The organism is Ignavibacterium sp. (genome assembly GCA_032027145.1).
In the GTDB taxonomy this organism is placed as follows: domain Bacteria; phylum Bacteroidota; class Ignavibacteria; order Ignavibacteriales; family Ignavibacteriaceae; genus IGN3.
The window spans coordinates 1,311,554-1,333,002 of sequence record JAVSMP010000001.1; the positions used below are offsets into that span (position 1 = coordinate 1,311,554).

Below are 21,449 nucleotides of genomic sequence, written 5' to 3' on the forward strand. Positions count from 1 at the left end.
AAAATAAAATGTATCAAGCTGCTGTGCTAAATAAAAGTAAAATTAATCCTTATCTTGCAGATCAGATTCTGAATGCTACACCAGAACAGCTATTGTTAAAAGCTTACGATTATGCAGTTGTTCATTCTGAAAAAAAGGATATGATAAAAACCAATCGTGCAATTCAGGTTCTTACCGGATTTCTCAGATTTGATGATGAAAGCTATTCCGAGCTTTCGCAGCGTTTGTTGAGATTGTATCAGTTTTGTGAAGAACAAACCAGAAAAAATAATTTTGAAATAGTTACAAAGATTTTATCAGAACTTAGGGAAAGCTGGCTTAATGCTGTCCAAAACAAACAGGTTGCGTAATGGCTTATGATCTTTTAACAACTTCGGGCATTAATTCGTTAGTAAATTCCTATATCAATAGTGAAAAATCTAATCGTATTTCCCCTTTAGAAGTCAGAAAGACAAAGTACACAAAAGTTTCTAATATTTATTCCGGACTGCTTACTAAAGTTGATGCTCTCAAAAGTAAAATGAACGCTTTAAAAGCTACCGGAACATCATCTGTTTTTGCGGCAAAAAAAGCTGTTTCAAGTAATACTACTGCAGTTACAGTTAGTGCAGGACAGGCAGCACAAAAAGGAAATTTTTCACTTCGGGTAAATCAACTGGCAAAAAATGATCTTATAGTTTCTTTAGATAAAGAATCAAACGGCTTTTCGTCAATTACAACTCCTGGCACATATTCGTTTACTATAAAAAGTGGAGATGGCGAAGGCGGACAGTTTTACAGTAATGTATCATTAAATCTTAATGAAAGTGATTTTACAAACGGCAATATTACCTTTGATGCACTTTCTAAAAAAATATCTAAAGCAATTAATGATGATAAAGCAGAAGTATTATCTGATTCAGTTTCGGGGAGTTCAATTTCTTCAGGAACATTTAAAGTTAACTTAAACGGAACCGAAACAACAATAAATTATTCTGCTGGAACTTATGAAGAAGTAATTGATAGCATAATCTCTCAATTGGAAAAAGTTTCAGGTTTAACAGCAGAAAAAGTATTGGATGGATCAAACGTTAAACTAAAATTTACAGTTACCGATTCATCTAAATACATTTCGATTGGTGATGATACCGGTACATTATTATCCGAGTTAGGTGTTTCTGTAAATAAAGAAAAAGGTGCTTCGGGTATTGTAAGCGCCACATCTTTTTCTCCGGCAACCGGATTATCGCAAATTTCTTTGACTGCTAAGAATTCGGGCTCAGGTTTTAAAATTGAAGAAATATCTGATACAGCTGGAAATATTTTATCAGAGTTTGGATTAAATCTTGGAACAAACAGAACCGCATTTGTTCAGAATGAAAGCGGTGAAGATACTGCTGGTTTTGTTTACAATCTTTCTTCACTTAATTCAAGGATTAATTTTAATGGTTTGAACATTGAGAGAAATTCAAATACAATTTCAGATCTTGTTTCGGGTGTTACAATAAATCTTAAAGCAGTTATGTCTGAAGATGATACCGACATAAATGTTGATGTTACTAATGATGTAAATTCAGTTAAAGGTAAAGTTGAAGAGTTTATCTCTGCTTTTAATGATATTTATACTTATATAAAAACAAACTCAACATCAGTAGATGGAGTAAGAGGAGCGTTGCTTGGTGATGCATCAGCATCATCTCTACTAAGTATATTAAATTCGACTGCTTATTCTCAAATTAGTGGTCTTGGAAGCAATACAATAAATTCTCTTTCAAAAATGGGGATTACTTTTAACGCTAATACTGGATTATCAATTACTAATTCCTCACAGCTTACAAATGTACTGGAAGATAATATTCTAGAAGTTGAACAGCTGTTTGTTTCTGAAAATGGTGTCGCTTCAAATCTATATAACAAGCTTCAGCCATACACAGGTTCAGCAGGATATCTTACCACCAGAAAAAATTCATTGGATAATAATATAGAGTCGATTAATGATTCGATTACACAAGCTCAATCAAAAATAGACAAACGAGCAGAAGCCTTAAGAATGCAATACATTCAGCTTCAAAGCCAATTAAGTGAATTACTTGCATCAGTAGGAAATTTTAGTTCTGATATTTGGGGTATATGATGAAAAATATTCATTCCACACTTAATGAAGTAAAAATTATTGAAGATATTCTTGAAGAAGTACTGTGTGACCTGGAAAGCTTAACAGAAGATAATTTTGATTTAGTCTTAAAATCTGCAAAAGCAAAGATGGCTGAGGTAGATCAGAAAAGATTAGAAAACAAAGTAAAATTACAGGATTTTAATCAATCAGAAAAAATTGTACAATTGGCTAAACTTATTCCAGAGAAATTCGATAATGTCATAAAAGATTGGGCAGATAAGCTCAAAGTGGTTCAGAAGGAAATGGAATTAATCCAGAACCAGAAAAAAATTACTATCTACAACAGGTAAGATTATGGAAATAAGAAAGATATTATCATCAGTTTATAACAATGATGATAAGTTTAAATCAGCAGCAGGAAAAAATCCTGAAGTATCAAAAAAAGATAAAATAGAAATATCTGAACAGGCAAAAGCTTTGCATAATACATCAGAAATAAAAAATTTGAGTGAGATTCAGAAAAAAATTGAAAGTGGATTTTACAATTCTGAAGAGGTTTTAAGTAAAGTAGCCGATGCAATTTTAAAAGAAATCGGTAAGTAAAACTATTTACCGATTTTTATTTTCCCGCCTCAATACTTCATTTATTTCTTTTAATATTTTATATTGCCTTTAAACAATTTCTGTTTTAAAAAACTTTTACGTAAAGCATGAGTAATTCTGACATACTCAACAACAAACTTCAATTGCTTGGTAAACTTTCAGCCAGTCTGGTTCACGAAATCAGAAATCCATTGTTCGCTCTTAAACTTAATCTCGATTATCTCTCACAAATGAGATTACATGTTTCAGATGACGCTGCTGAAAGCATTCAATCCTGCTCCGAGGCTACAGACAGATTAATGTTTTTAATACAGAATTTTTCTGATTTTTCTAAAAAACAAAGTCAGGAATCAGAATTGTGTTCAATAAATGATATAACTCAGATTGCAGTTAATATTATGCAAAGTAACGCCTGCATAATTAATATGTATATCGAAACTGAACTTCAGCCAAATCTTCCTTACATATATTTTCAGAAAGACAAATTACTTCAGGTTTTTCTTAACCTTCTTACAAATGCTATAGAGGCAGAGAATACTAAAAATACTATTTTCGTTAGAACTTACATGGATGATTCTGATAGTGAAAATACTATTTACTGGGAAATTGAAGATAACGGTATTGGGATTAAAGAAGAAAACAGAAATAGAATATTTGAGGATTTTTATACCAGTAAAAAGCAAGGGACTGGATTGGGTTTAAGCGTGTGTAAAAAAATATTGAATGAATATAATGCTAAACTGGATTTTACAAGTAAATACAGACAAGGTTCTAAGTTTTTTATCAAATTTAAAACAAACAATGAAAATTTATGAGTAACAGAATAATTATAATTGATGATGATGAACTTGTCTGCAGAACATTGCAGCGGGTATTATTGAAATTTGAATATCAAGTTGAGTATTGCTTGGATGGAGAAAGAGCTGTAGAAAAAGTGAAAGATTTTGAACCTGATCTGATTTTACTTGATATTTATCTGACGACTGTAAATGGTTTGGATTTGCTTCAGGAATTTCAAAAGCAGTTTTTTAATATTCCTGTTATAATGATTACCGGTTACAGCGATGTTAATATAGCCGTTAAAGCAATGAAACTTGGTGCATATGATTTCCTGCTTAAACCTGTTGATATTGATCAATTAAAACTTATTGTTGAAAAAGCATTTTCCAATATAAATCTTAAAGCTGAGGTTGATAAACTTACTGCAATTGTTAAAGATGATGTACTTACTAAAGAGTTCTTTGGAAAGAGCAGTAAAATAAAAAGGATTGTTTCATCTGTTGAAAAACTTGCAAAAAGTATGGATACAACTATCCTTATTGATGGAGAAAGCGGCACTGGTAAAGAAATGATTGCAAGATTTATTCATCAAAATAGTCCCAGATCTAATGGACCATTTATTCAAATAAATTGCTCAGCCATTCCAAGAGAATTAGCTGAGAGTGAATTGTTCGGGCATGAAAAAGGTGCTTTTACAGGTGCACAGCAAAAGACCAAACTTGGTAAATTTGAACTTGCCAACAGTGGTACTATTTTACTTGATGAAATCGGAGAATTATCTCAGGACTTACAGGTAAAACTATTACGCGTTCTGCAGGAAAAGAAATTTTATCGCGTAGGCGGAGAGCGTGAAATTAATATTGATGTACGGGTACTTGCAGCAACTAATAAAAATCTTGAAGAAGAAGTGAAGAAGGGAAATTTTAGAGAAGATCTTTTTTACAGATTAAATGTTGGTACTGTTACTATTCCGCCATTGCGCGATAGGAGGGAAGATATTCCAATTCTGGCTTATGCATTTCTAAATGAGTTTTCATTAAAATTTGATAAAAAGATAAAACGGATAGACCCTGCTGCGCTTGAGATGCTGCAAAACTATTATTGGAAAGGTAATATAAGAGAGCTTAGAAATGTAATGGAAAGAGTTACACTTCTTCTGGAGGAAGATGAATTAAAAGACAGGCATTTCCAGTTCTTAATCCCGCAGGGGCAGACTGAAATTAAACATAGCAAAGATGAATTTATACTCAAGATTCCTTCCAAAGGAATTAAAATAGAGGTTGTTCTCAGAAAGCTTATCGAAAACACATTAAAAATAACGGACGGTAATCAGGTTAAAGCTGCTAAAGTTTTAGGACTATCACGCTCAAAACTTAGATATCGGATGGAACAACTTGGTATTGAGGTTACAAGAAAAGTAACAAGTTAAAAACTCTTTTTTAAATAACTGCTTTTATTATAGATAATTGTTCAGTCTTGTTGTTAACTACTTTATGCAGTGTTGCATCTGAACAATATTAAGCCTTTGCAAAACAATTATTCTGAGTCATTATTTCATACATATAATCCATTAGAATAAACAGCAAGCAGACTCCACACCGAAAAAAGCCCATCAAGCAAAAGAGTAAAACAGGCTAGTACTTTACCTTATAGAGATTGCTGTTCAATGTAAGACAGATGAAGCAGCAAGAGGTTTTATTTTTAGTTAAAATGAATAGTCCCTTGCATTCAGGTCCTGAATTGTTTTGCACAGAAAAGCTAAGACTTATTTGTTGTTGGGAATTTATGTAAAAAAATCATTCTGATATCTTGGAAATTGCTCTAATCCAGCAAAACTGATTAATTGCTAAAACTTTTGCTTAACAATTATCACTTTTTTTCGATAATAAAAAAAAGATATAAAGTAAAAGGAACTATTATGAAAATTAAACAATTATTGATTTACACTTATACAATTGCACTTTTTTTGCTATTAAGTTCACTTGCATTTTCTCAAAACACACCATCTGAAGACGAAGATTATCTTGCCTTTGCCACAACTATGCCTGAACTAAAAGGTGGAATGCCGGAATTAGTTAAAAAGATAAATTATCCAAGCATCGCAAAACAAAATAGAATCGAAGGAAAAGTTTTTGCAATGGCTTATGTTGATGAAAAAGGTAATGTAGATAAAGTAAAAATCATCAAAGGATTAGGTGCCGGGTGTGATGAAGAAGTATCAAGAGTATTAAAATCTTCCAAGTTTAGCCCCGGTCAACACGAAGGTAAAAACGTTAAGGTAAAAACAACTATCTCCGTTATGTTTAAACTTAATTAGGATAATTAAGATGAAAGTATTTAAAAATATTTCATTTAGGGTAAAAATTCAGTTTCTGCTATTAATAATTGCAGCAATTTCAACAATTCTGATATTTAGCGATCTATACCATTTTTTTCAGCTTTCAAAGATTAGTGAGAAACTAAATAAAGAAATAATAGTAGCCAATGAAAACCTGAATGAGTTTAAATTAGAATTTCAAAATCTACAATCACAGTTATTAAAATTTTCAATTCCTGGTTTTGAAGACCAATTTGATGCAAATTTTCAGGAAGTTGATAAAAGCAAAAAACAGATTTTAAAAATTGTTACACAGATTAAGGATTCTTCTCTTACAGAAATTTTTGGTGATCACGCAAATAGTTTTGGAAGTATAATTAATGAATTCTTTGGTCTTGTTGTAGATGGAACTCTTAGTGCGGCAGCAATGAAAGATTATGAAATGGCTTCTTTTATTGCAACAACTTCAGGTGAAGAAATAAGAAAGAAATTTGAAAAAGAAGTAAATGAAGTTGCCGAAAATCTGAACTCTCAAAAAACTAACCTTGAAGCCGAAGTAGGCTCTATTATGGCAAGAACTATTGCTTTCATAATAGGTGGAATGATTTTAGGCACATTAACTTTCCTAATAACATTCTTTAAAATAATTCCGCAGATTATCAAACCTGTAAATCAATTTCGGGAATTACTAAGTCAATACTCACTTGGTAATTTTCAGAACAGGATTGAACTAAAAAGTAACGATGAATTTGGTCAGATGTCTTTAATGCTTGATAAACTATGCGATTCTCAGTTAGAAAAAATTGAAGCCGCAGAAAAAATTGCCAAAGGTGATCTGGAAGTAAAAATTAATTCTCTTTCAGAAGATGATATTCTGTCTAAAAGTTTTGAAAAGATGATAAATAACCTGAAGAAACTTGTAATTGAAATTAACTTCTTAACCACCGCATCAGTAAAAGGCAATAGCAATGCAAGAGGTAATACAAAAGAATTCGAAGGCGGGTATAAAGAAATTGTAAAAGGAATGAACGAAACTCTTGATGCAGTATATGAACCGGTTAATGAAGCGATAGTTGCACTTGAGAAAATTGCATCCGGCGATTTTACGGTTAAAATATTAAAAACGTATTCCGGTGATCACGAAAAAATTAAAGATTCCATAAATTATGTTACTCAATCATTGGGAAAGACATTAAATGAAGTATCTTTGGCTGTAGTGGCAACAGCAAGTGCTGCAAATCAGATAAGCAGCAGTACTGAAGAAATGGCTGCCGGAGCTAGTGAACAAAGTACACAAACTACTGAGGTTGCTGGCGCAATTGAAGAAATGGCAAAAACTATTTTTGAAACTACAAAGAATACTACAAGAGCTGCTGAAGCGAGTAAAAAAGCAGGCGAGGTTGCTTTAGAAGGGGGAAAGGTTGTAGATGAAACTATTAATGGTATGATAAGAATTTCTGAAGTTGTTAAACAGAGTTCCGACACTGTTATGGCACTTGGTAAAAGCAGCAGTGAAATCGGCGAGATAATACAGGTGATTAATGATATTGCCGACCAGACGAATTTACTTGCATTAAATGCGGCAATTGAAGCTGCCCGTGCTGGTGAACAAGGCAGAGGTTTTGCAGTTGTTGCGGATGAAGTTAGAAAACTTGCTGAACGTACTACTAAAGCGACACAAGAAATTGCACTAATGATCAAACAAATTCAGAAGGATACTGATGGCGCTGTTAAATCAATGAAACTTGGAACTGATGAAGTTGATAATGGTAAATTATTAGCCGAAAAAGCCGGAGGATCGCTTAAAGAAATTATTGCTGGTGCTGAAAATGTTGCTGATATTGTTACTCAGGTTGCAGTAGCAAGTGAAGAACAATCGCGCACTTCGGAACAAATTAGTCAAAACATTGAGCTTATTAATAACGTAACTAATCAGAATACGATCGGTGTAAAACAAATTGCTCACGCTGCTGAAGAACTTAACCAGTTAACAGCTAATCTGCAAAAACTTATATCAGGATTTAAAATTGACAAAGTTTTTGAAACCAGATCATCTTTGGTTAATGCTGAAAAAGAATCCTGGATAAGCGTATAATGACACGATAAAAATTTTTATGAGACCGGTATAAATAAATTCAGCTAAAGCAGCAGTAATACCTGATTAAATATAAACAGGGTGCTCAAATTCTTGAGACTCACAGCAGCCATAAATGTTACATACTAAAAAGTAAATCCAAGTAATTATTCTGAATACAATAATTATTGCCCAAGAATAATTATTAAAAATTTTAATTGGATGATTATGTGCACAAATAAAGTTATAAAAAATCCATTCACACTAAAGAATGAGATTAAATTTTATTGATGGGATATTTAACAAAAAGAAACTTTGTGATGATAAGTTTTCATTTGGCTAATATTATTCATTTATTCAAAAAATTATTTATAATTTGATTAAAAACGAAGTAAATCTGTCGGCATTATAATTGAAATTTTTATCAAAAAATTATAAACCAAATTAAAATTAAATGGTAAGTGAAACAGAAAATAAGCAGGGAATTATAAATCTGATATCTTCCGGAGAATCTGAAAAATTAACTGATCTGCTCTACAGTCTTTCTTATAATGATGTTGATGAGGAAATAATCAAAAGTATTGTCCCTTTAATACTTCAGGGAAATAAATCCGTTAGAAATGCAGCATCAAACTTTTTAATTCAAAACCGTAATCAGGTAATTCCTGAATTGGTTATAGAACATATTAGCTCCGACAATATTTCAATCAGAAATCTTGCAGGGGAGATACTCCTTAAAAAAGGTTCAGATTCAATTCCGGCAATAAGTTCTTATATCCCAAATCTGAATAATGATGACGATATAAAGTTTCTTGTAGATATTCTTGGACTGATTGGGGATAGGAGGACTGAAGATTTAATTACACAAATTCTATGCAGCAATAAAAATGAAAATGTAATTGTTGCCTGTATAGAAGCATTAGGGAATATTGGAAGCGAAAAAGCTGTAAAACATATAATACCTTTTTATGACCAATTAGAAGTACTTAAACCAGTTGTAGTAGAGGCAATTGGCAAAATAGAAACATCAGAATCCTTGAAGTTTATTGTTGGAAAATTTAATTGTGAAGACGAACTGCTTCAATTTACTATGATTGAAAGCCTTGGACAAATAGGTGATCAGGATACCTTTTATTTCCTCCTATCTAAGATTAATGAGCTTAAGGGAGCTTTAATATGGCCATTATTAGAATCCATTTATAAACTAAAAACAAGATATGATCTTGAAGTTCCCTTTGATGAAAAGATTAAAAAATGTGTGCTTGATACAATAGTTAGTTCTGAACCGAAATATCAAATAGCTGCGGCTCATCTGGTAAGTGTTTTTGATGATCCTGAAATTCTCTTTGCTTGTTTGTCTATTTATGGAATGGATATGGAGCTGGATGAATTACTTTATAGAAAATTTATGGAGAATAAAGAAATAATTATTTCGAAACTGTATAATGCAATTGACAATTCCAATGAATATGTCGCATCAATTCTTGAACTCCTAAATAATATCGCTCAGGATGATTCTGCTGTAATCCAGGGGTTAACCACACTCGATAAAAGAAGATTAACTGAAGCACTTTCAAATTGTCTGACAAATCCAGATGAAGTTGTAAGGATTATAGCTGCCGAATTATTATTTGCTGTAGATACAGAGACGGCATTGCTATTTGTTGATACAATGACAGTAGATGAGAATTTTTGGAATCGAATCAGAATTCTGGATGTTCTTTCTGAAATTGATCATCCTCAGATAACAGAGTCAATTGAAAAACTTGTTAATGATCCCGAAGAGATGGTAAGAGAAAAAGCAAGAGAAATTTTACTTCGAAAACAATTTTTTATCAATTAAGTAAGAAAGAGAATGCATCAACTTAGCCCAAAGGATAACTTAATTGGTCAGCCGCTAACAGGATTAGCTGGAGTAAAACTAAACCTTTCTTTGAAAAGTTTCGAGACCTGGCGAAAATATATTTATGATAGTACAGGGATATATTTTCAGGATACTAAAAAGTATTTGCTGGAAAGCCGTCTGCATAAGCGTATTACACATCTGGGTTTAAAATCATTTGAACAATATTTTGATTTTGTAAAAACAAATCCTTCAGGCACTTCTGAAATAAAATATCTTTATGAAGCCATCACAATCAATGAAACATTCTTTTTCAGAAATCAGCCTCAGCTGGACGCCCTTGTTTCAACAGTGCTGCCGGAAATTATTGCTTCAAAAGAAAAATCAGGTAGAGAAAAAATCCGTATTTGGAGTGCAGCTTGTTCAAGCGGTGAAGAGGCATATTCAGTTGCAATGATGATTCAGGATATTATTAAACCAAAATATCCCGCAATAGAATTTGAGATAATCGGCACAGATATAAGTAATTCAGTAATTGACACTGCAAGAAGAGGCAGCTATAAAGAATATTCTGTAAGGAACACACCTGTTTATTACCTGAAGAAATATTTTAAGACAAACGGAACATCTTTTGAATTGGATCCAAAAATAAAAAGTATGGCAAGTTTTAAACTGCTTAATCTTTATGACGATATAAGTATGAGAACGATGATTAATTTTGATATAATATTCTGTGCTAATGTACTTATCTACTTTGATCAGGCTTCAAAGACAAAAGTAATAAACCATCTATATAATTCATTATATAAAGATGGATATCTTTTTATCGGTTACTCAGAAACTCTACATGGGATTTCAAGAGCATTTAAGCTAACAAGTTTTCCTAAAACAATAGGATACAAAAAGGAGTAAAATCAAAATGAAGAAAGTAGTTCTTGTTGCAGATGATTCACCTACAATAAGAAAATTTGTTTCAATCTCTTTAAAAGTTAAAGGTTTTGAAATAATACAGGTAGCTGATGGAATGCAGGCTTTGGAAATATTACCATCTGAACCGGTTGATCTTATTATAACAGATCTGAATATGCCAAATGTTGATGGATTTGAATTGATTAAAACAATCAGATCAAATAAAGAGTACAGCGAATTGCCGATAATTATCCTTTCATCACTATCCACTAATGAAGAAATTGAAAGGGGAATGCAATGCGGTGCAAATGCATATTTACTCAAACCTTTTGATTCCAAAAGGGTTTTATATGAAGTTTCTAAATTTTTAAACTAGAGGAAAATTATGGCACTAAAATTTTTAATTGTTGATGATTCGCAGACAATGCGCAGAATCGTGGTAAACTCATTGAAAAATCTCGGCTATGAAGATTTTGTTGAAGCTTCCGATGGTAAGGATGCGTTACTTAAACTTTCTGCTGATGAAACGATAAACTTTGTGATAACTGATTGGAATATGCCGGTGCTTTCTGGTCTTGAATTAATTAAAGCAATACGGTCAGATGCCAAAATGGGTAATACACCTGTTTTGATGGTTACAACACGCGGAGTTAAAGATGATATAATCGAGGCTCTTAAAGCAAAGGTAAATAATTATGTGGTAAAACCGTTTACACCAGCTATTCTTCGTGATAAAATTGATCAGATATTAGCAGCTACAGGAGGAGGTAATTAAATGATGAGTGAAGAAAATATGACACAGCTTTTTGAAAAACTTAATGATCTTAAAAAAGTTTTTTCTTATGGAGAAAAACTTATACCTGTTATCCATAGTCTTGGCGAATTTATGAAGGAGACAGTTCCTTTACTTGAGAACATTAATCAATCAATAGCAGAAAGCACAGCTAAGATTCCGAAAGCAACTAATCAGATTCAAAGTGTAACAAGCGCTACAGAAATGGCTACCACAGAGATTTTAGATCTTGTTGATGTGCTGAATAATGATTTGATTGATATAGAAAAAACAATGCTTGATGTTTTAGTCAAGGAAAAAGATAAAGAAGACTTTTTAACAAGCCTTGTTCCTATGCTTAATAAAGAAAATGCTGAATTGTTTATTGATGATTTTCTATCAAAAAACAGCAGTGCTGAAAAACTTGGCGAGTTGCTTTTGCAAGTCGGCAAAATGAAAAATGATTCCAATAATATTGCAGTCTCTTTACAGGTGCAGGATATTACGGCTCAGCAATTAGCAACAGTAAATCATTTAATCGAATCGGTTCAGGAAAAATTGTCTGCATTGATAGAAGATTTTGACAATACAAAAATTCTGGATAATCACGAGATAAATTTACCTGATAATGCATCATTCGATCCGAATGCAAGGTATTCAAAATCTTCGGTACCACAGCAGGAAGTGGATTCAATTTTTAATAAAAACTCACAAAAAGCGTCTCAAGCAGAAATAGATAAACTTTTTAGTTAGTATGGCAAAAATAAATCAAAACCCAATGCTCATCGATCCGGATATGAAGGAAATCGTTGAGAGTTTTATAGTTGAAACAAAAGAAATTCTGGAAAAGCTGGATGTTGATCTTGTTGAAATGGAAAGAAGACCTGACGATAATGAATTACTTAACAGCGTCTTCAGACATTTTCATACTATCAAAGGCACTTCTAGTTTTCTGGGATTAGATAAGCTTACCGGAGTAACTCATAAAGGTGAGGATATCCTTAATAAGCTGAGAAAAGGCGAAGTGATTTTAACTTCAGGCATTATGGACGCTTTGCTGAATGCTTTTGATAAAATGAAATCATTACTTTATAGTATTGAAGAATTTCAGAATGAAGATGTTGATGTTAAAAACACAATTAAAGAATTAACCAATTTAATTTCAGCTCTTGAAAATGGCGAGACAATAACCGAATCAAAAAAGACTGTTAAAAAATCAAAGAAAACGAATAGTAAATCTGAATCAGCTAAAACAAAAAAGAACAAGAATGAAAGTATTAAGCAGGTAGAATCAGAAGACGAAACAGCATTACTTCAAGTAGCTGAAGAAGAAAAAGAACCAGAACAAGAGCTTACCAAAACTGAACTAAAAAGTTCAGATGAAAATAAATTAAAACCAGAAACTGCTAAGAAAGTAGAAAATTCAATTCGTGTTGATGTAGAAAGACTTGATGAGCTTTTAAATATTGTTTCAGAATTAGTACTTGGCAGAAACAGACTGGCTCAGGTAAACTCCGAATTTGCACTTGAAAATGAAGGTACAAGATTTTCGCGGGATCTGTTTGATGTAACCAAACAGATTGATCTGATGACTAATGAATTACAGCTTGTAGTAATGAAAACAAGAATGATCAAAATCGGGAAAGTGTTTAATAAGTTTCCCCGACTGGTCAGAGATTTGTCAAGAGAAGCAAATAAGCAGATAAACATTGTTATTAAAGGTGAAGAAACTGAATTAGATAAAACTCTCATAGAAGAAATTAATGATCCTCTGGTTCATCTTGTAAGAAACAGTGTTGACCATGGTATTGAAACTCCTGAAAAAAGAAAAGAATTGGGTAAAGATCCTGCAGGAACATTGACACTTTCAGCAGAACACGAAGGAAATAATATCATCATTACAATTGAAGATGATGGAAAAGGAATTGATCCTGAGGTAATTAAAAATAAGGCTGTTTCCAAAGGTTTAATTTCGGTTGAAAAAGCAAGAGAACTATCTAAACAAGAAATTCTTAATTTGATTTTTTTCCCTGGTTTTTCTACTGCTGAAGTTGTAACTAATATTTCCGGACGAGGCGTAGGCATGGATGTAGTAAAAACAAATGTTACAAAATTGCGCGGGATAATTAATATTGATTCTACTACCGGTGCTGGAACAAAAATTATTGTCAAACTGCCTTTAACACTCGCTATTATTCCCGGAATGATTGTCAAAGTCAGAAATCAGTCTATAGTAATTCCCTTGAATACAGTGTTAGAAGTATTGCGCGTTCATCGTGAAAATATTCATTCAATTAATCAGAGACCTGTAATTAAAATGCGGGATAGTGTACTGCCGCTGGTTTCTGTTGAAAAGATTTTGTTTGGGAATGAAGAAAAAGACGACAATAAAATCTGGCAGTATGTTGTGGTAGTCGGAATAGCTGAAAAGAGATATGGAATTGAGGTTGACGGTTTGGTAGGACAGAAGGAAGTTGTTATTAAATCCTTAGGCAACTACTTTGGTAAAATACAGGGTATTGCCGGCTCAACTATTATGGGTGATGGCTCTGTTGTGATGATTGTTGATATAAACGAATTACTGAATATCGCCGAAGTATAGAGATGCAAAAAAAGATCAAAGCATTGGTTGTAGATGATTCTGCTTTTATGAGAAAATCTCTTTCAATGATGCTTGAAAGCACCGGAGAAATTGAAGTAATTGCTACAGCACGCGACGGTCAGGAAGGTGTTGAAATGGTTAAGACTAAATTTCCTGATATTGTTACGATGGATATTGAAATGCCGAGGATGGATGGATTAACTGCTCTGGAAAAAATTATGAAAGAGTTTCCTACTCCGGTTTTAATGATAAGTTCTCTTACAACTGAAGGGGCTAAAGATACAATAAAAGCTCTGGAGCTTGGAGCAGTTGATTTTATTCCTAAAGAACTTTCTTATGTTAATGTTAATATAATAAAGATTAAAGAAGATCTTATTTCAAAAGTAAAAGCTATTGTAAACCAGAGATCCCTCAGTCTTAGATTACAGCGAATCCAAAATCTAAAAATAAATAAGAGACCAGTTAACACGAATTCTACTGAATATATTTCAAAAGCAATTCCTAAGATTGGGTATAAAGCAGTTGCACTTGGTGTCTCAACAGGCGGTCCTATGTCGTTACAAAAAGTCATTCCAAAACTTGCTGAAAACTTTTCTGTACCGATGTTTATTGTACAGCATATGCCCCCAAAATTTACTAAATCACTTGCCGAAAGATTAAATGGATTAAGCTGTGTTGAGGTTAAGGAAGCTGAAGATAATGAGATTGTAAAAGCAGGGGTAGTATATATAGCTCCCGGCGGTATGCATATGAAAGTTGAAAAGAATTCTTCAAATACCAAAATTGTAATCAGTGAACATCCTTCAGATACACTTCACCGTCCATCGGTTGATGTGATGTTAAACTCGGTAATACAAACCTATGGTAAATATGTATTAGGAGTAATTATGACTGGGATGGGCAGAGATGGAGCTGATGCTATAAAAGAATTGAAAATCAAAGGTGGATACTCGATAGCACAAGATGAAGAAACCTGTGTTGTATATGGAATGCCAAAAGCCATAATAGATGCTGGATATGCAGACTCGATTGTACCTTTAGAAAAATTAGGAACAGAAATTAATAAGGCTGTAATATGAACAATATGATGGAAGAAGCTATGTTTAATTCTATAACTTCTAAAAACAATAAAAGAAAATCCAAGTTAATAAAAGCTGAAGATGTTCAATTATCCGGCAGTTCAAAAATACATTTTGAAGAAGATCACGCTGAAGGAATAAAAATTGTTCTTACTAAAGATGCCGATAACAATATTAAAGAAATTAAATTTATCTGCGCCTGTGGACAGACAAAATCTATCACATTAGACTACTCTGAGTAATAACTTACAACTGTTTACTTTTAGCCAACCAAATACATCTTTCCTTTAATATTAAGCAAATCTAAAACATTTCTGACTGGTATTATTCTTGTCTTAATGGATATAAAAAAAAGATAAGAAAATGCAGCCATCGGGTATTAAATCATTAGAAAAATTTATTGATTACTGCTCACTTAAAAACAAAGTGATAAGCAAAAATATAGCAAACATCGGTACTGAGAATTATAAGAGAGAAGATGTTTCCTTCAAAGAAGTGCTGAACAATCTTGGCAGCATGAAAGCAACAAATCCAAAACACATCAAACTTCAGGAAGACAATCAACTACAGTTTGAATTTTCAAAAGATAAATCTCTTGATAATGCTTCAGGTGTTAATAATGTTGATATTGATAAAGAAATGTCTGAGTTAGCTGCTAACTCAATTCAGTTCAGATTTGCTTCAAGAAAGATCGGAGATTATTACAGGGGCTTACAAAATGTAATTAAAGGCGGAGGTAAATTATGAAAATAGGCGATAACTTTTTGGGATTCGGTATCAGTTCAAAAGGTTTAAGTATTCAACGTAAAAAGATGAACCTGATTGCAGAAAATCTGGCAAACGGAAACACAGTGAGAACTGAAGACGGAAAACCAATCAACAGAAAAGTTTTAAATGTCAAACAAAAAGAAATGCCATTTAATACCGCTTTTAATGATATGAAAAGCACAATAAAACTTTCAACAACCAATTCAAATCATATTTCCAATCCCGCAGCATTTGAATTTCAGAATCCTCAGAATAACGGATTGGAATTCAATATTCAGGAAGATAAAACACAAGGCGATATAGTTTATATGCCTGAACATCCGGATGCAAACGAAGATGGGTATGTTCAGCTTTCAAACATAAATACTATAAACGAAATGATTGATATGATTGCAGCAACAAGAAGCTACGAGGCAAATCTTACTGCTTTCAACTCATCAAAACAAATGGCAAAAGATTCATTGGATATTTAGGAGAATATAAATGGCGGTAACTATGAATTCAATCGGAAATTATTCAGCATATAATTTTAAGACAACAAATGCTGGTAAATCATTTACTAAACACCCAACTTCAATAAAACCGGAAGAAATCAATAACGAAGAAAAAAAATTCTTTGCCGGGATGTATCCAGCAAAGCAAAGTGAAATAATGGAATATTACTATTATGAAAAATCCGGACGAATGAACGGGATTGCTGTCGGAACAAACATAGACAGGAGAGGATAAAATGGCTATTGAATCAATTGGTGTAAATCTTCCATCGTTAATTATTAAACAAGAAGCTAAGAAAACCCCGGCAGCAGAGTTTGGAAATCTGTTAACTGATTTTATCGGAGATGTAAATAAAGCTCAGCTTGATTCTTCCAAAGCAACACAAAGTTTTATTAATGGTGATGAAATTGAAATCCACGAAGTGATGATTGCAGGCGAAAAAGCAAAGACAAGTTTAGAACTGTTAATGGAAATCAGAAATAAAACCATTGATATGTACCGCGAATTAACAAGAATGTCTGTTTAAATTGATTTAGTATTATGAGTAAAAAACCATCAGATGCAATAGCAGGGCTGTTAAACCAACTTTCATTACAACAGAAAGTGATTATTGGCGGCTCGGTAATTTTAACTACAATATTATTAATTGTTCTCTTTACATTTCTTAACGAACCATCATACTCGCCATTGTATTCCAATATGACTTCTGATGATGCTTCAAAAGTAATAGAATTTTTAAACTCACAAAAAATTCAGTATAAAATTGAAGATAATGGAAAAACAATTCTTGTTCCTAAAGATAAACTTTATGAAACCAGGCTTAATCTGGCTGGCAAAGGAATACCAACATCAGGGACAATCGGTTATGAACTTTTTGATAAAAGCACCATGGGGATGTCTGAGTTTATGCAAAAGCTAAACTACAAACGCTCACTTGAAGGCGAGCTATCTAGAACAATCCTTGGAATAAATGGAATTGATGGCGTAAGAGTTCATATTGTGTTTCCTGAAAGAACAATTTTTCGGGATGAGCAAAAGCAACCTACTGCTTCTGTTGTTCTTAAGTTGAAAGACAATTTTGCTTTGCCCAGAACAAGTTCACTTGCAATAGTAAATCTTGTAGCAAGCGCAGTTGAAGGGCTATCAACCAATGCTATTACATTAATTGATACAAAAGGAAAACTGCTTTGGAAGGAAGATGATGAAAACTCAGTCTCGTTTTCAAGCACTAAACAATACGAAATAAAAAATTCTGTTGAAAGTTACCTTGTTCAGAAAGTTCAGACTATGCTGGATAATATTTTAGGATACGGCAATGCAATGATTCAGGTTAATGCAGATCTTAATTTTGATCAGGTAGAAAAAACAATGGAAACCTATGATCCTGAACAACAGGTAGTTGTAAGCGAACAAAGTTTGGTTTCTAATAATGCAGGCAAAAGTATAAGTGATACATCTGCACAGAATAGTCAGAGCAGTACAACAAATTATGAGATTGGAAAAACAATCGAGCGAGTTGTACAAGGAAGCGGAAATATTACCCGTTTAAGTGTTGCTGCAGTTATCAATGACATTCCGAAAGAGGTTCAGAAAGGAGATCAGAAAGAAATTGTTTTTGAACCCCGCTCTCCCGAGCAATTGAGAAAATTAGAAGACCTTATTAAGAATGCTGTAGGATTGGATCCTGAAAGAAATGATCAGATCTCATTAGTTAATCTGCCATTTCAGACTACAACAACCTCTGATTTTGTAGAGGAAAATTCAAACTGGTTTGAAGATTCAGATGGAATATCCAATCTGATTTTGGTGATAATAGCTATTATTGGTGCTATCTTCCTGCTTAGAGGATTAATGTCTAAACTTAAAAATGAACAAATATTTATTGGCGGAGTTAATTCAGAGCTGGCATTACAAGCTCCTATCTCTGAAATAGCTTTGAAAAGTAAAAAAGCACCTCAAATACTTACAGAGATGAAAAAGAAAAAAGAACTTTTGCCAATTGGAGATATTGAAGACGAAATATCTGATGAAGCGATCAACAAGAAAAATCGTCAGGAAAAAATAAGCAACTATGTCTCAAAAAATCCTACCGAGGCGGCTAAACTTATAAATGCATGGTTACACGAGGATGAATAGTATGGTTAAAACAGAAGAAAAAGACAGAGAAAGAGAAATTTCGGGTGTTCAAAAAGCTGCTCTGCTTTTAATTGCACTGAATATAGAAACAGCATCTGCTGTGTTTAAATATCTTGACCCCGAACAGGTTGAAAAAATTTCTGCTGAAATAACCCGGGTTAAAAATATCCCTTCTACAACAGTAGATAAAATTATGCAGGATTTTTATGATATGGTTACTGCCCGCGAGTATGTGCTCGAAGGAGGGCTTGAATATGCACAGGCAGTTCTGGAAAAATCTTTTGGTCCGCAGAAAGCAATGGAGATTATTGATAAAGTTAAAACTCTGACAACACTTAAAGGTTTTGATGTACTTAAGAAGGCTGAATCAACACAGCTAGTTAATTTTTTAAGCAAAGAACATCCGCAAACAATTGCATTAATACTTTGTCATCTAAGTCCTGATCAAACGGCAGAAGCACTTAAAGAATTACCCGAGCCTTTCAGATCGGATGTAGCCTACAGAATTGCAACACTCGGAAAAGTTTCTCCGCAGACTTTAAAACAGATAGAACGAGTTGTTGATGAAATGGCAGGATCATCAATGAGTCAATCAGTTAGCAAGATTGGCGGCACCAAAACTCTTGCAACAATTTTAAACCGGTTAAATGTTTCGATGAGCAAAGACATACTGGATAAAATGGATGGACACGATAGTGAAGTTGCTCTGGAGATAAAAAGGTTAATGTTCTTGTTTGAGGATATAATAAATATTCAGGATAAAGACATTCAGAAAATACTTAAAGAAGTTGATAGAAAAGATCTTGCACTATCTTTAAAAGTTGCAGATGAAAAATTGAAGAATAAAATATTCTCCAATATGTCTGAACGAGCTGCAGATTTGTTAAAAGAAGAACTTCAGTTTATGGGTATGGTTAAACTTAAAGAAGTTGAAGTTGCACAAGCTAAAATTATTGATATTGTTAAAAGTCTTGAAGAAACAGGAGAGATCTCAATAAACCTTCAGGGCAGCAAAGAGGATGTGTATGTCTGATGTTATTAAGATAAACAGAAGACCTACAAATATTGTTGCATTTTCAGAATCAGCGTCTGTTTTTCATACTTCAGCAGAACAGGAAAAAGAAAACCATCAGATAGCTCTGCATAATCAATACACAAAAGGGTTTAGTGACGGTCAAAAAGCAATAAAAGAAAAAATTGAAGCTGAGTATAATCAAAAACTACTGCTTAAATATTCTGATCTGACTAATCTGATTTCGGAGCTTAACGAAAAAGCTCAGCATCTTGATAGTCAGTTTGAAGAAGTTGTAATTGCGGTTTCTTTTCTGCTTGCTGAAGCAATTATTAAAAAGGAAATATCCAAAGAGTCTATTATTAAACAGGTTCTTGAAGAAGCATTAAGAAAGGTTATCGGTGCAAACGAAATTCTTGTTCGGCTAAATCCTGCTGATTATCAATCAATAATTGAAGATGAGAAATCATTTCAGTTAAAAGATTCTTTCTCTCATATAAAATTCGAAAAAGATGAAAGGATAGAACAAGGCGGATGCTTTATCGAAAGTGAAATTGGAAATGCTGATGGACGTATTTCTTCTCAGTTAAATGAATTAAAAAGAAAATTTGAAGCAGCAATAAACTCTGATTGAAATAAATGAACCTATCCGAGCAATACATAGAAAAATACTTAAGTAAAACTGCTAATTCAGACCTGATAAAACTAAATGGCAAGGTTACCGATGTTATTGGGCTGGTGATTGTTTCAGTTGGACCAAATGTTTCGCTGGGCGAAGTTTGCACTATTGTAAATAAAAATGGGCAGGAAGTCTGTAAATGCGAAGTAGTTGGTTTTAAAGATGGTAAAGTTCTTTCTATTGCATTAGGCGAAGTACACGAAATTTCACCCAAGTGTGAAATCATTGCAAGCGGAAGAAATTTTTCTTTCGGAGTGGGAAAAGAATTGCTCGGAAGAGTAATTGACGGACTTGGCAATCCGATTGATGGAAAGGGTGAAATAAAACTTACATCTCTGCGCTCATTGCATAGAGAACCGCCTAATCCGCTTGAAAGAAAAAGAATTGATACTGTATTGCAAACAGGAGTTAGGGCAATTGATGGATTGTTAACAGTAGGAAGAGGACAAAGAATCGGCATTTTTGCCGGCAGCGGCGTTGGTAAAAGTGTAACACTCGGAATGATTGCCAGAAATACTGATGCTGATGTAAATGTAATTACTTTAATTGGTGAAAGAGGAAGAGAAGTAAGAGAATTTATTGAAAAAGATCTTGGCGAGGAAGGATTAAAAAAATCTGTTGTTATTGCAGCAACAAGTGATAAGTCTGCTCTAGTAAGAATTAAAGGTGCATATCTCGGAACAACAATCGCAGAATACTTTCGTGACCTTGGAATGGATGTAGTGCTGATGATGGATTCTGTAACAAGATTTGCAATGGCACAAAGAGAAATTGGATTGACGATTGGTGAACCGCCGACAACTAAAGGTTATACTCCATCAGTTTTTGCAGCACTTCCTAAATTATTAGAACGGGCTGGCACAACCGATTCAGGATCAATTACCGGTTTATATGCTGTGCTGGTTGATGGCGATGATATGACTGAGCCGATTGCAGATGCTGTAAGATCAATTTTGGATGGACACATAGTACTGTCCCGCAAACTTGCAAACAGCGGACAGTTTCCTGCAGTTGATCCGCTCCAAAGTGTAAGCAGGGTTATGCCTGATATAATTACCAAACAACACCGCTACAGAACCATTGTGTTTAATGAAATTCTTGCTAGTTACAGAGAAGCTGAAGACCTTATTAACATTGGTGCTTATGTAAAAGGAAGTAATCCGCAGATTGATCATGCATTGAATAAGATCGGACAAATAAAAGCATTTTTAAAGCAGGACATATTTGAGTCATCAGATTATAAGTCAACTTTAAAACGATTATCAGAAATAATAGAAGTGTAAAA

At 33.3% G+C, this 21,449-nt stretch carries 24 protein-coding genes; all 24 read left to right on the forward strand.

Features of this window, described 5'->3' with window-relative positions; all coding sequences use genetic code 11:
- The first annotated feature begins 8 nt into the window (after positions 1-8).
- The 24 genes from ROY99_05235 to fliI all read left to right on the forward strand — a co-directional run bounded on the left by ROY99_05235 (position 9) and on the right by fliI (position 21,447).
- Positions 9-350 (forward strand): flagellar protein FliS, encoded by a 342-nt coding sequence (locus ROY99_05235; protein MDT3695776.1) that lies wholly within the window; start codon positions 9-11, stop codon positions 348-350.
- Positions 350-2,113, forward strand: coding sequence for a flagellar filament capping protein FliD (fliD, locus tag ROY99_05240; protein MDT3695777.1), 1,764 nt, complete (start codon positions 350-352; stop codon positions 2,111-2,113). Before ROY99_05235 ends, fliD begins: the two co-directional genes overlap by 1 nt.
- The gene (locus ROY99_05245) at positions 2,113-2,445 is read left to right on the forward strand and encodes a hypothetical protein (protein MDT3695778.1); all 333 of its coding nucleotides are present in this window, start codon (positions 2,113-2,115) and stop codon (positions 2,443-2,445) included. The genes fliD and ROY99_05245 overlap by 1 nt, the downstream gene beginning before the upstream one ends.
- A gap of 4 nt (positions 2,446-2,449) precedes the next feature.
- Positions 2,450-2,698, forward strand: a complete 249-nt coding sequence (locus ROY99_05250) for a hypothetical protein (protein MDT3695779.1) — start codon at positions 2,450-2,452, stop codon at positions 2,696-2,698.
- Between the two features lie 107 nt (positions 2,699-2,805).
- Entirely contained in the window at positions 2,806-3,513 is a 708-nt protein-coding gene (locus ROY99_05255) for a HAMP domain-containing sensor histidine kinase (protein ID MDT3695780.1), read from the forward strand.
- Positions 3,510-4,907, forward strand: a complete 1,398-nt coding sequence (locus ROY99_05260) for a sigma-54 dependent transcriptional regulator (protein ID MDT3695781.1) — start codon at positions 3,510-3,512, stop codon at positions 4,905-4,907. The genes ROY99_05255 and ROY99_05260 overlap by 4 nt, the downstream gene beginning before the upstream one ends.
- A 489-nt stretch (positions 4,908-5,396) precedes the next feature.
- The gene (locus ROY99_05265; protein ID MDT3695782.1) at positions 5,397-5,795 is read left to right on the forward strand and encodes an energy transducer TonB; all 399 of its coding nucleotides are present in this window, start codon (positions 5,397-5,399) and stop codon (positions 5,793-5,795) included.
- 10 nt (positions 5,796-5,805) lie between these two features.
- Entirely contained in the window at positions 5,806-7,890 is a 2,085-nt protein-coding gene (locus ROY99_05270) for a methyl-accepting chemotaxis protein (GenBank protein ID MDT3695783.1), read from the forward strand.
- A 433-nt stretch (positions 7,891-8,323) separates the two neighbouring features.
- The gene (locus ROY99_05275) at positions 8,324-9,712 is read left to right on the forward strand and encodes a hypothetical protein (GenBank protein ID MDT3695784.1); all 1,389 of its coding nucleotides are present in this window, start codon (positions 8,324-8,326) and stop codon (positions 9,710-9,712) included.
- Between the two features lie 12 nt (positions 9,713-9,724).
- Complete coding sequence (locus ROY99_05280) at positions 9,725-10,624, forward strand: protein-glutamate O-methyltransferase CheR (GenBank protein ID MDT3695785.1); 900 nt, start codon at positions 9,725-9,727, stop codon at positions 10,622-10,624.
- A 7-nt stretch (positions 10,625-10,631) separates the two neighbouring features.
- Positions 10,632-10,997 carry a response regulator gene (locus ROY99_05285; protein ID MDT3695786.1) on the forward strand — a complete coding sequence of 122 codons (366 nt, stop codon included), beginning with the start codon at positions 10,632-10,634 and terminating at the stop codon, positions 10,995-10,997.
- A 9-nt stretch (positions 10,998-11,006) separates the two neighbouring features.
- Positions 11,007-11,396, forward strand: coding sequence for a response regulator (locus ROY99_05290; GenBank protein MDT3695787.1), 390 nt, complete (start codon positions 11,007-11,009; stop codon positions 11,394-11,396).
- Positions 11,397-12,146, forward strand: coding sequence for a hypothetical protein (locus tag ROY99_05295; GenBank protein ID MDT3695788.1), 750 nt, complete (start codon positions 11,397-11,399; stop codon positions 12,144-12,146). It abuts the gene before it with no gap.
- A gap of 1 nt (position 12,147) precedes the next feature.
- A complete protein-coding gene (locus ROY99_05300; GenBank protein MDT3695789.1) occupies positions 12,148-13,995 on the forward strand; it encodes a chemotaxis protein CheA in 1,848 nt (615 codons plus the stop codon).
- Between the two features lie 2 nt (positions 13,996-13,997).
- Positions 13,998-15,074 (forward strand): chemotaxis response regulator protein-glutamate methylesterase, encoded by a 1,077-nt coding sequence (locus ROY99_05305; GenBank protein ID MDT3695790.1) that lies wholly within the window; start codon positions 13,998-14,000, stop codon positions 15,072-15,074.
- Positions 15,071-15,316, forward strand: a complete 246-nt coding sequence (locus ROY99_05310; GenBank protein ID MDT3695791.1) for a hypothetical protein — start codon at positions 15,071-15,073, stop codon at positions 15,314-15,316. Before ROY99_05305 ends, ROY99_05310 begins: the two co-directional genes overlap by 4 nt.
- 121 nt (positions 15,317-15,437) lie before the next feature.
- The gene (gene flgB / locus ROY99_05315; protein MDT3695792.1) at positions 15,438-15,821 is read left to right on the forward strand and encodes a flagellar basal body rod protein FlgB; all 384 of its coding nucleotides are present in this window, start codon (positions 15,438-15,440) and stop codon (positions 15,819-15,821) included.
- On the forward strand, positions 15,818-16,315 hold the full coding sequence (flgC, locus tag ROY99_05320; protein MDT3695793.1) for a flagellar basal body rod protein FlgC: 498 nt from the start codon (positions 15,818-15,820) through the stop codon (positions 16,313-16,315). Before flgB ends, flgC begins: the two co-directional genes overlap by 4 nt.
- 10 nt (positions 16,316-16,325) lie before the next feature.
- A complete protein-coding gene (locus ROY99_05325; protein MDT3695794.1) occupies positions 16,326-16,571 on the forward strand; it encodes a hypothetical protein in 246 nt (81 codons plus the stop codon).
- A 1-nt stretch (position 16,572) separates the two neighbouring features.
- Entirely contained in the window at positions 16,573-16,863 is a 291-nt protein-coding gene (gene fliE / locus ROY99_05330; protein ID MDT3695795.1) for a flagellar hook-basal body complex protein FliE, read from the forward strand.
- A 14-nt stretch (positions 16,864-16,877) separates the two neighbouring features.
- A complete protein-coding gene (gene fliF / locus ROY99_05335; GenBank protein ID MDT3695796.1) occupies positions 16,878-18,473 on the forward strand; it encodes a flagellar basal-body MS-ring/collar protein FliF in 1,596 nt (531 codons plus the stop codon).
- 1 nt (position 18,474) lies between these two features.
- Positions 18,475-19,506, forward strand: a complete 1,032-nt coding sequence (gene fliG / locus ROY99_05340) for a flagellar motor switch protein FliG (protein ID MDT3695797.1) — start codon at positions 18,475-18,477, stop codon at positions 19,504-19,506.
- Positions 19,499-20,119: a FliH/SctL family protein gene (locus ROY99_05345; protein MDT3695798.1), complete on the forward strand. Its 621-nt coding sequence runs from the start codon at positions 19,499-19,501 to the stop codon at positions 20,117-20,119. Before fliG ends, ROY99_05345 begins: the two co-directional genes overlap by 8 nt.
- 5 nt (positions 20,120-20,124) lie before the next feature.
- The gene (gene fliI, locus ROY99_05350; GenBank protein ID MDT3695799.1) at positions 20,125-21,447 is read left to right on the forward strand and encodes a flagellar protein export ATPase FliI; all 1,323 of its coding nucleotides are present in this window, start codon (positions 20,125-20,127) and stop codon (positions 21,445-21,447) included.
- Positions 21,448-21,449: the final 2 nt, after the last annotated feature.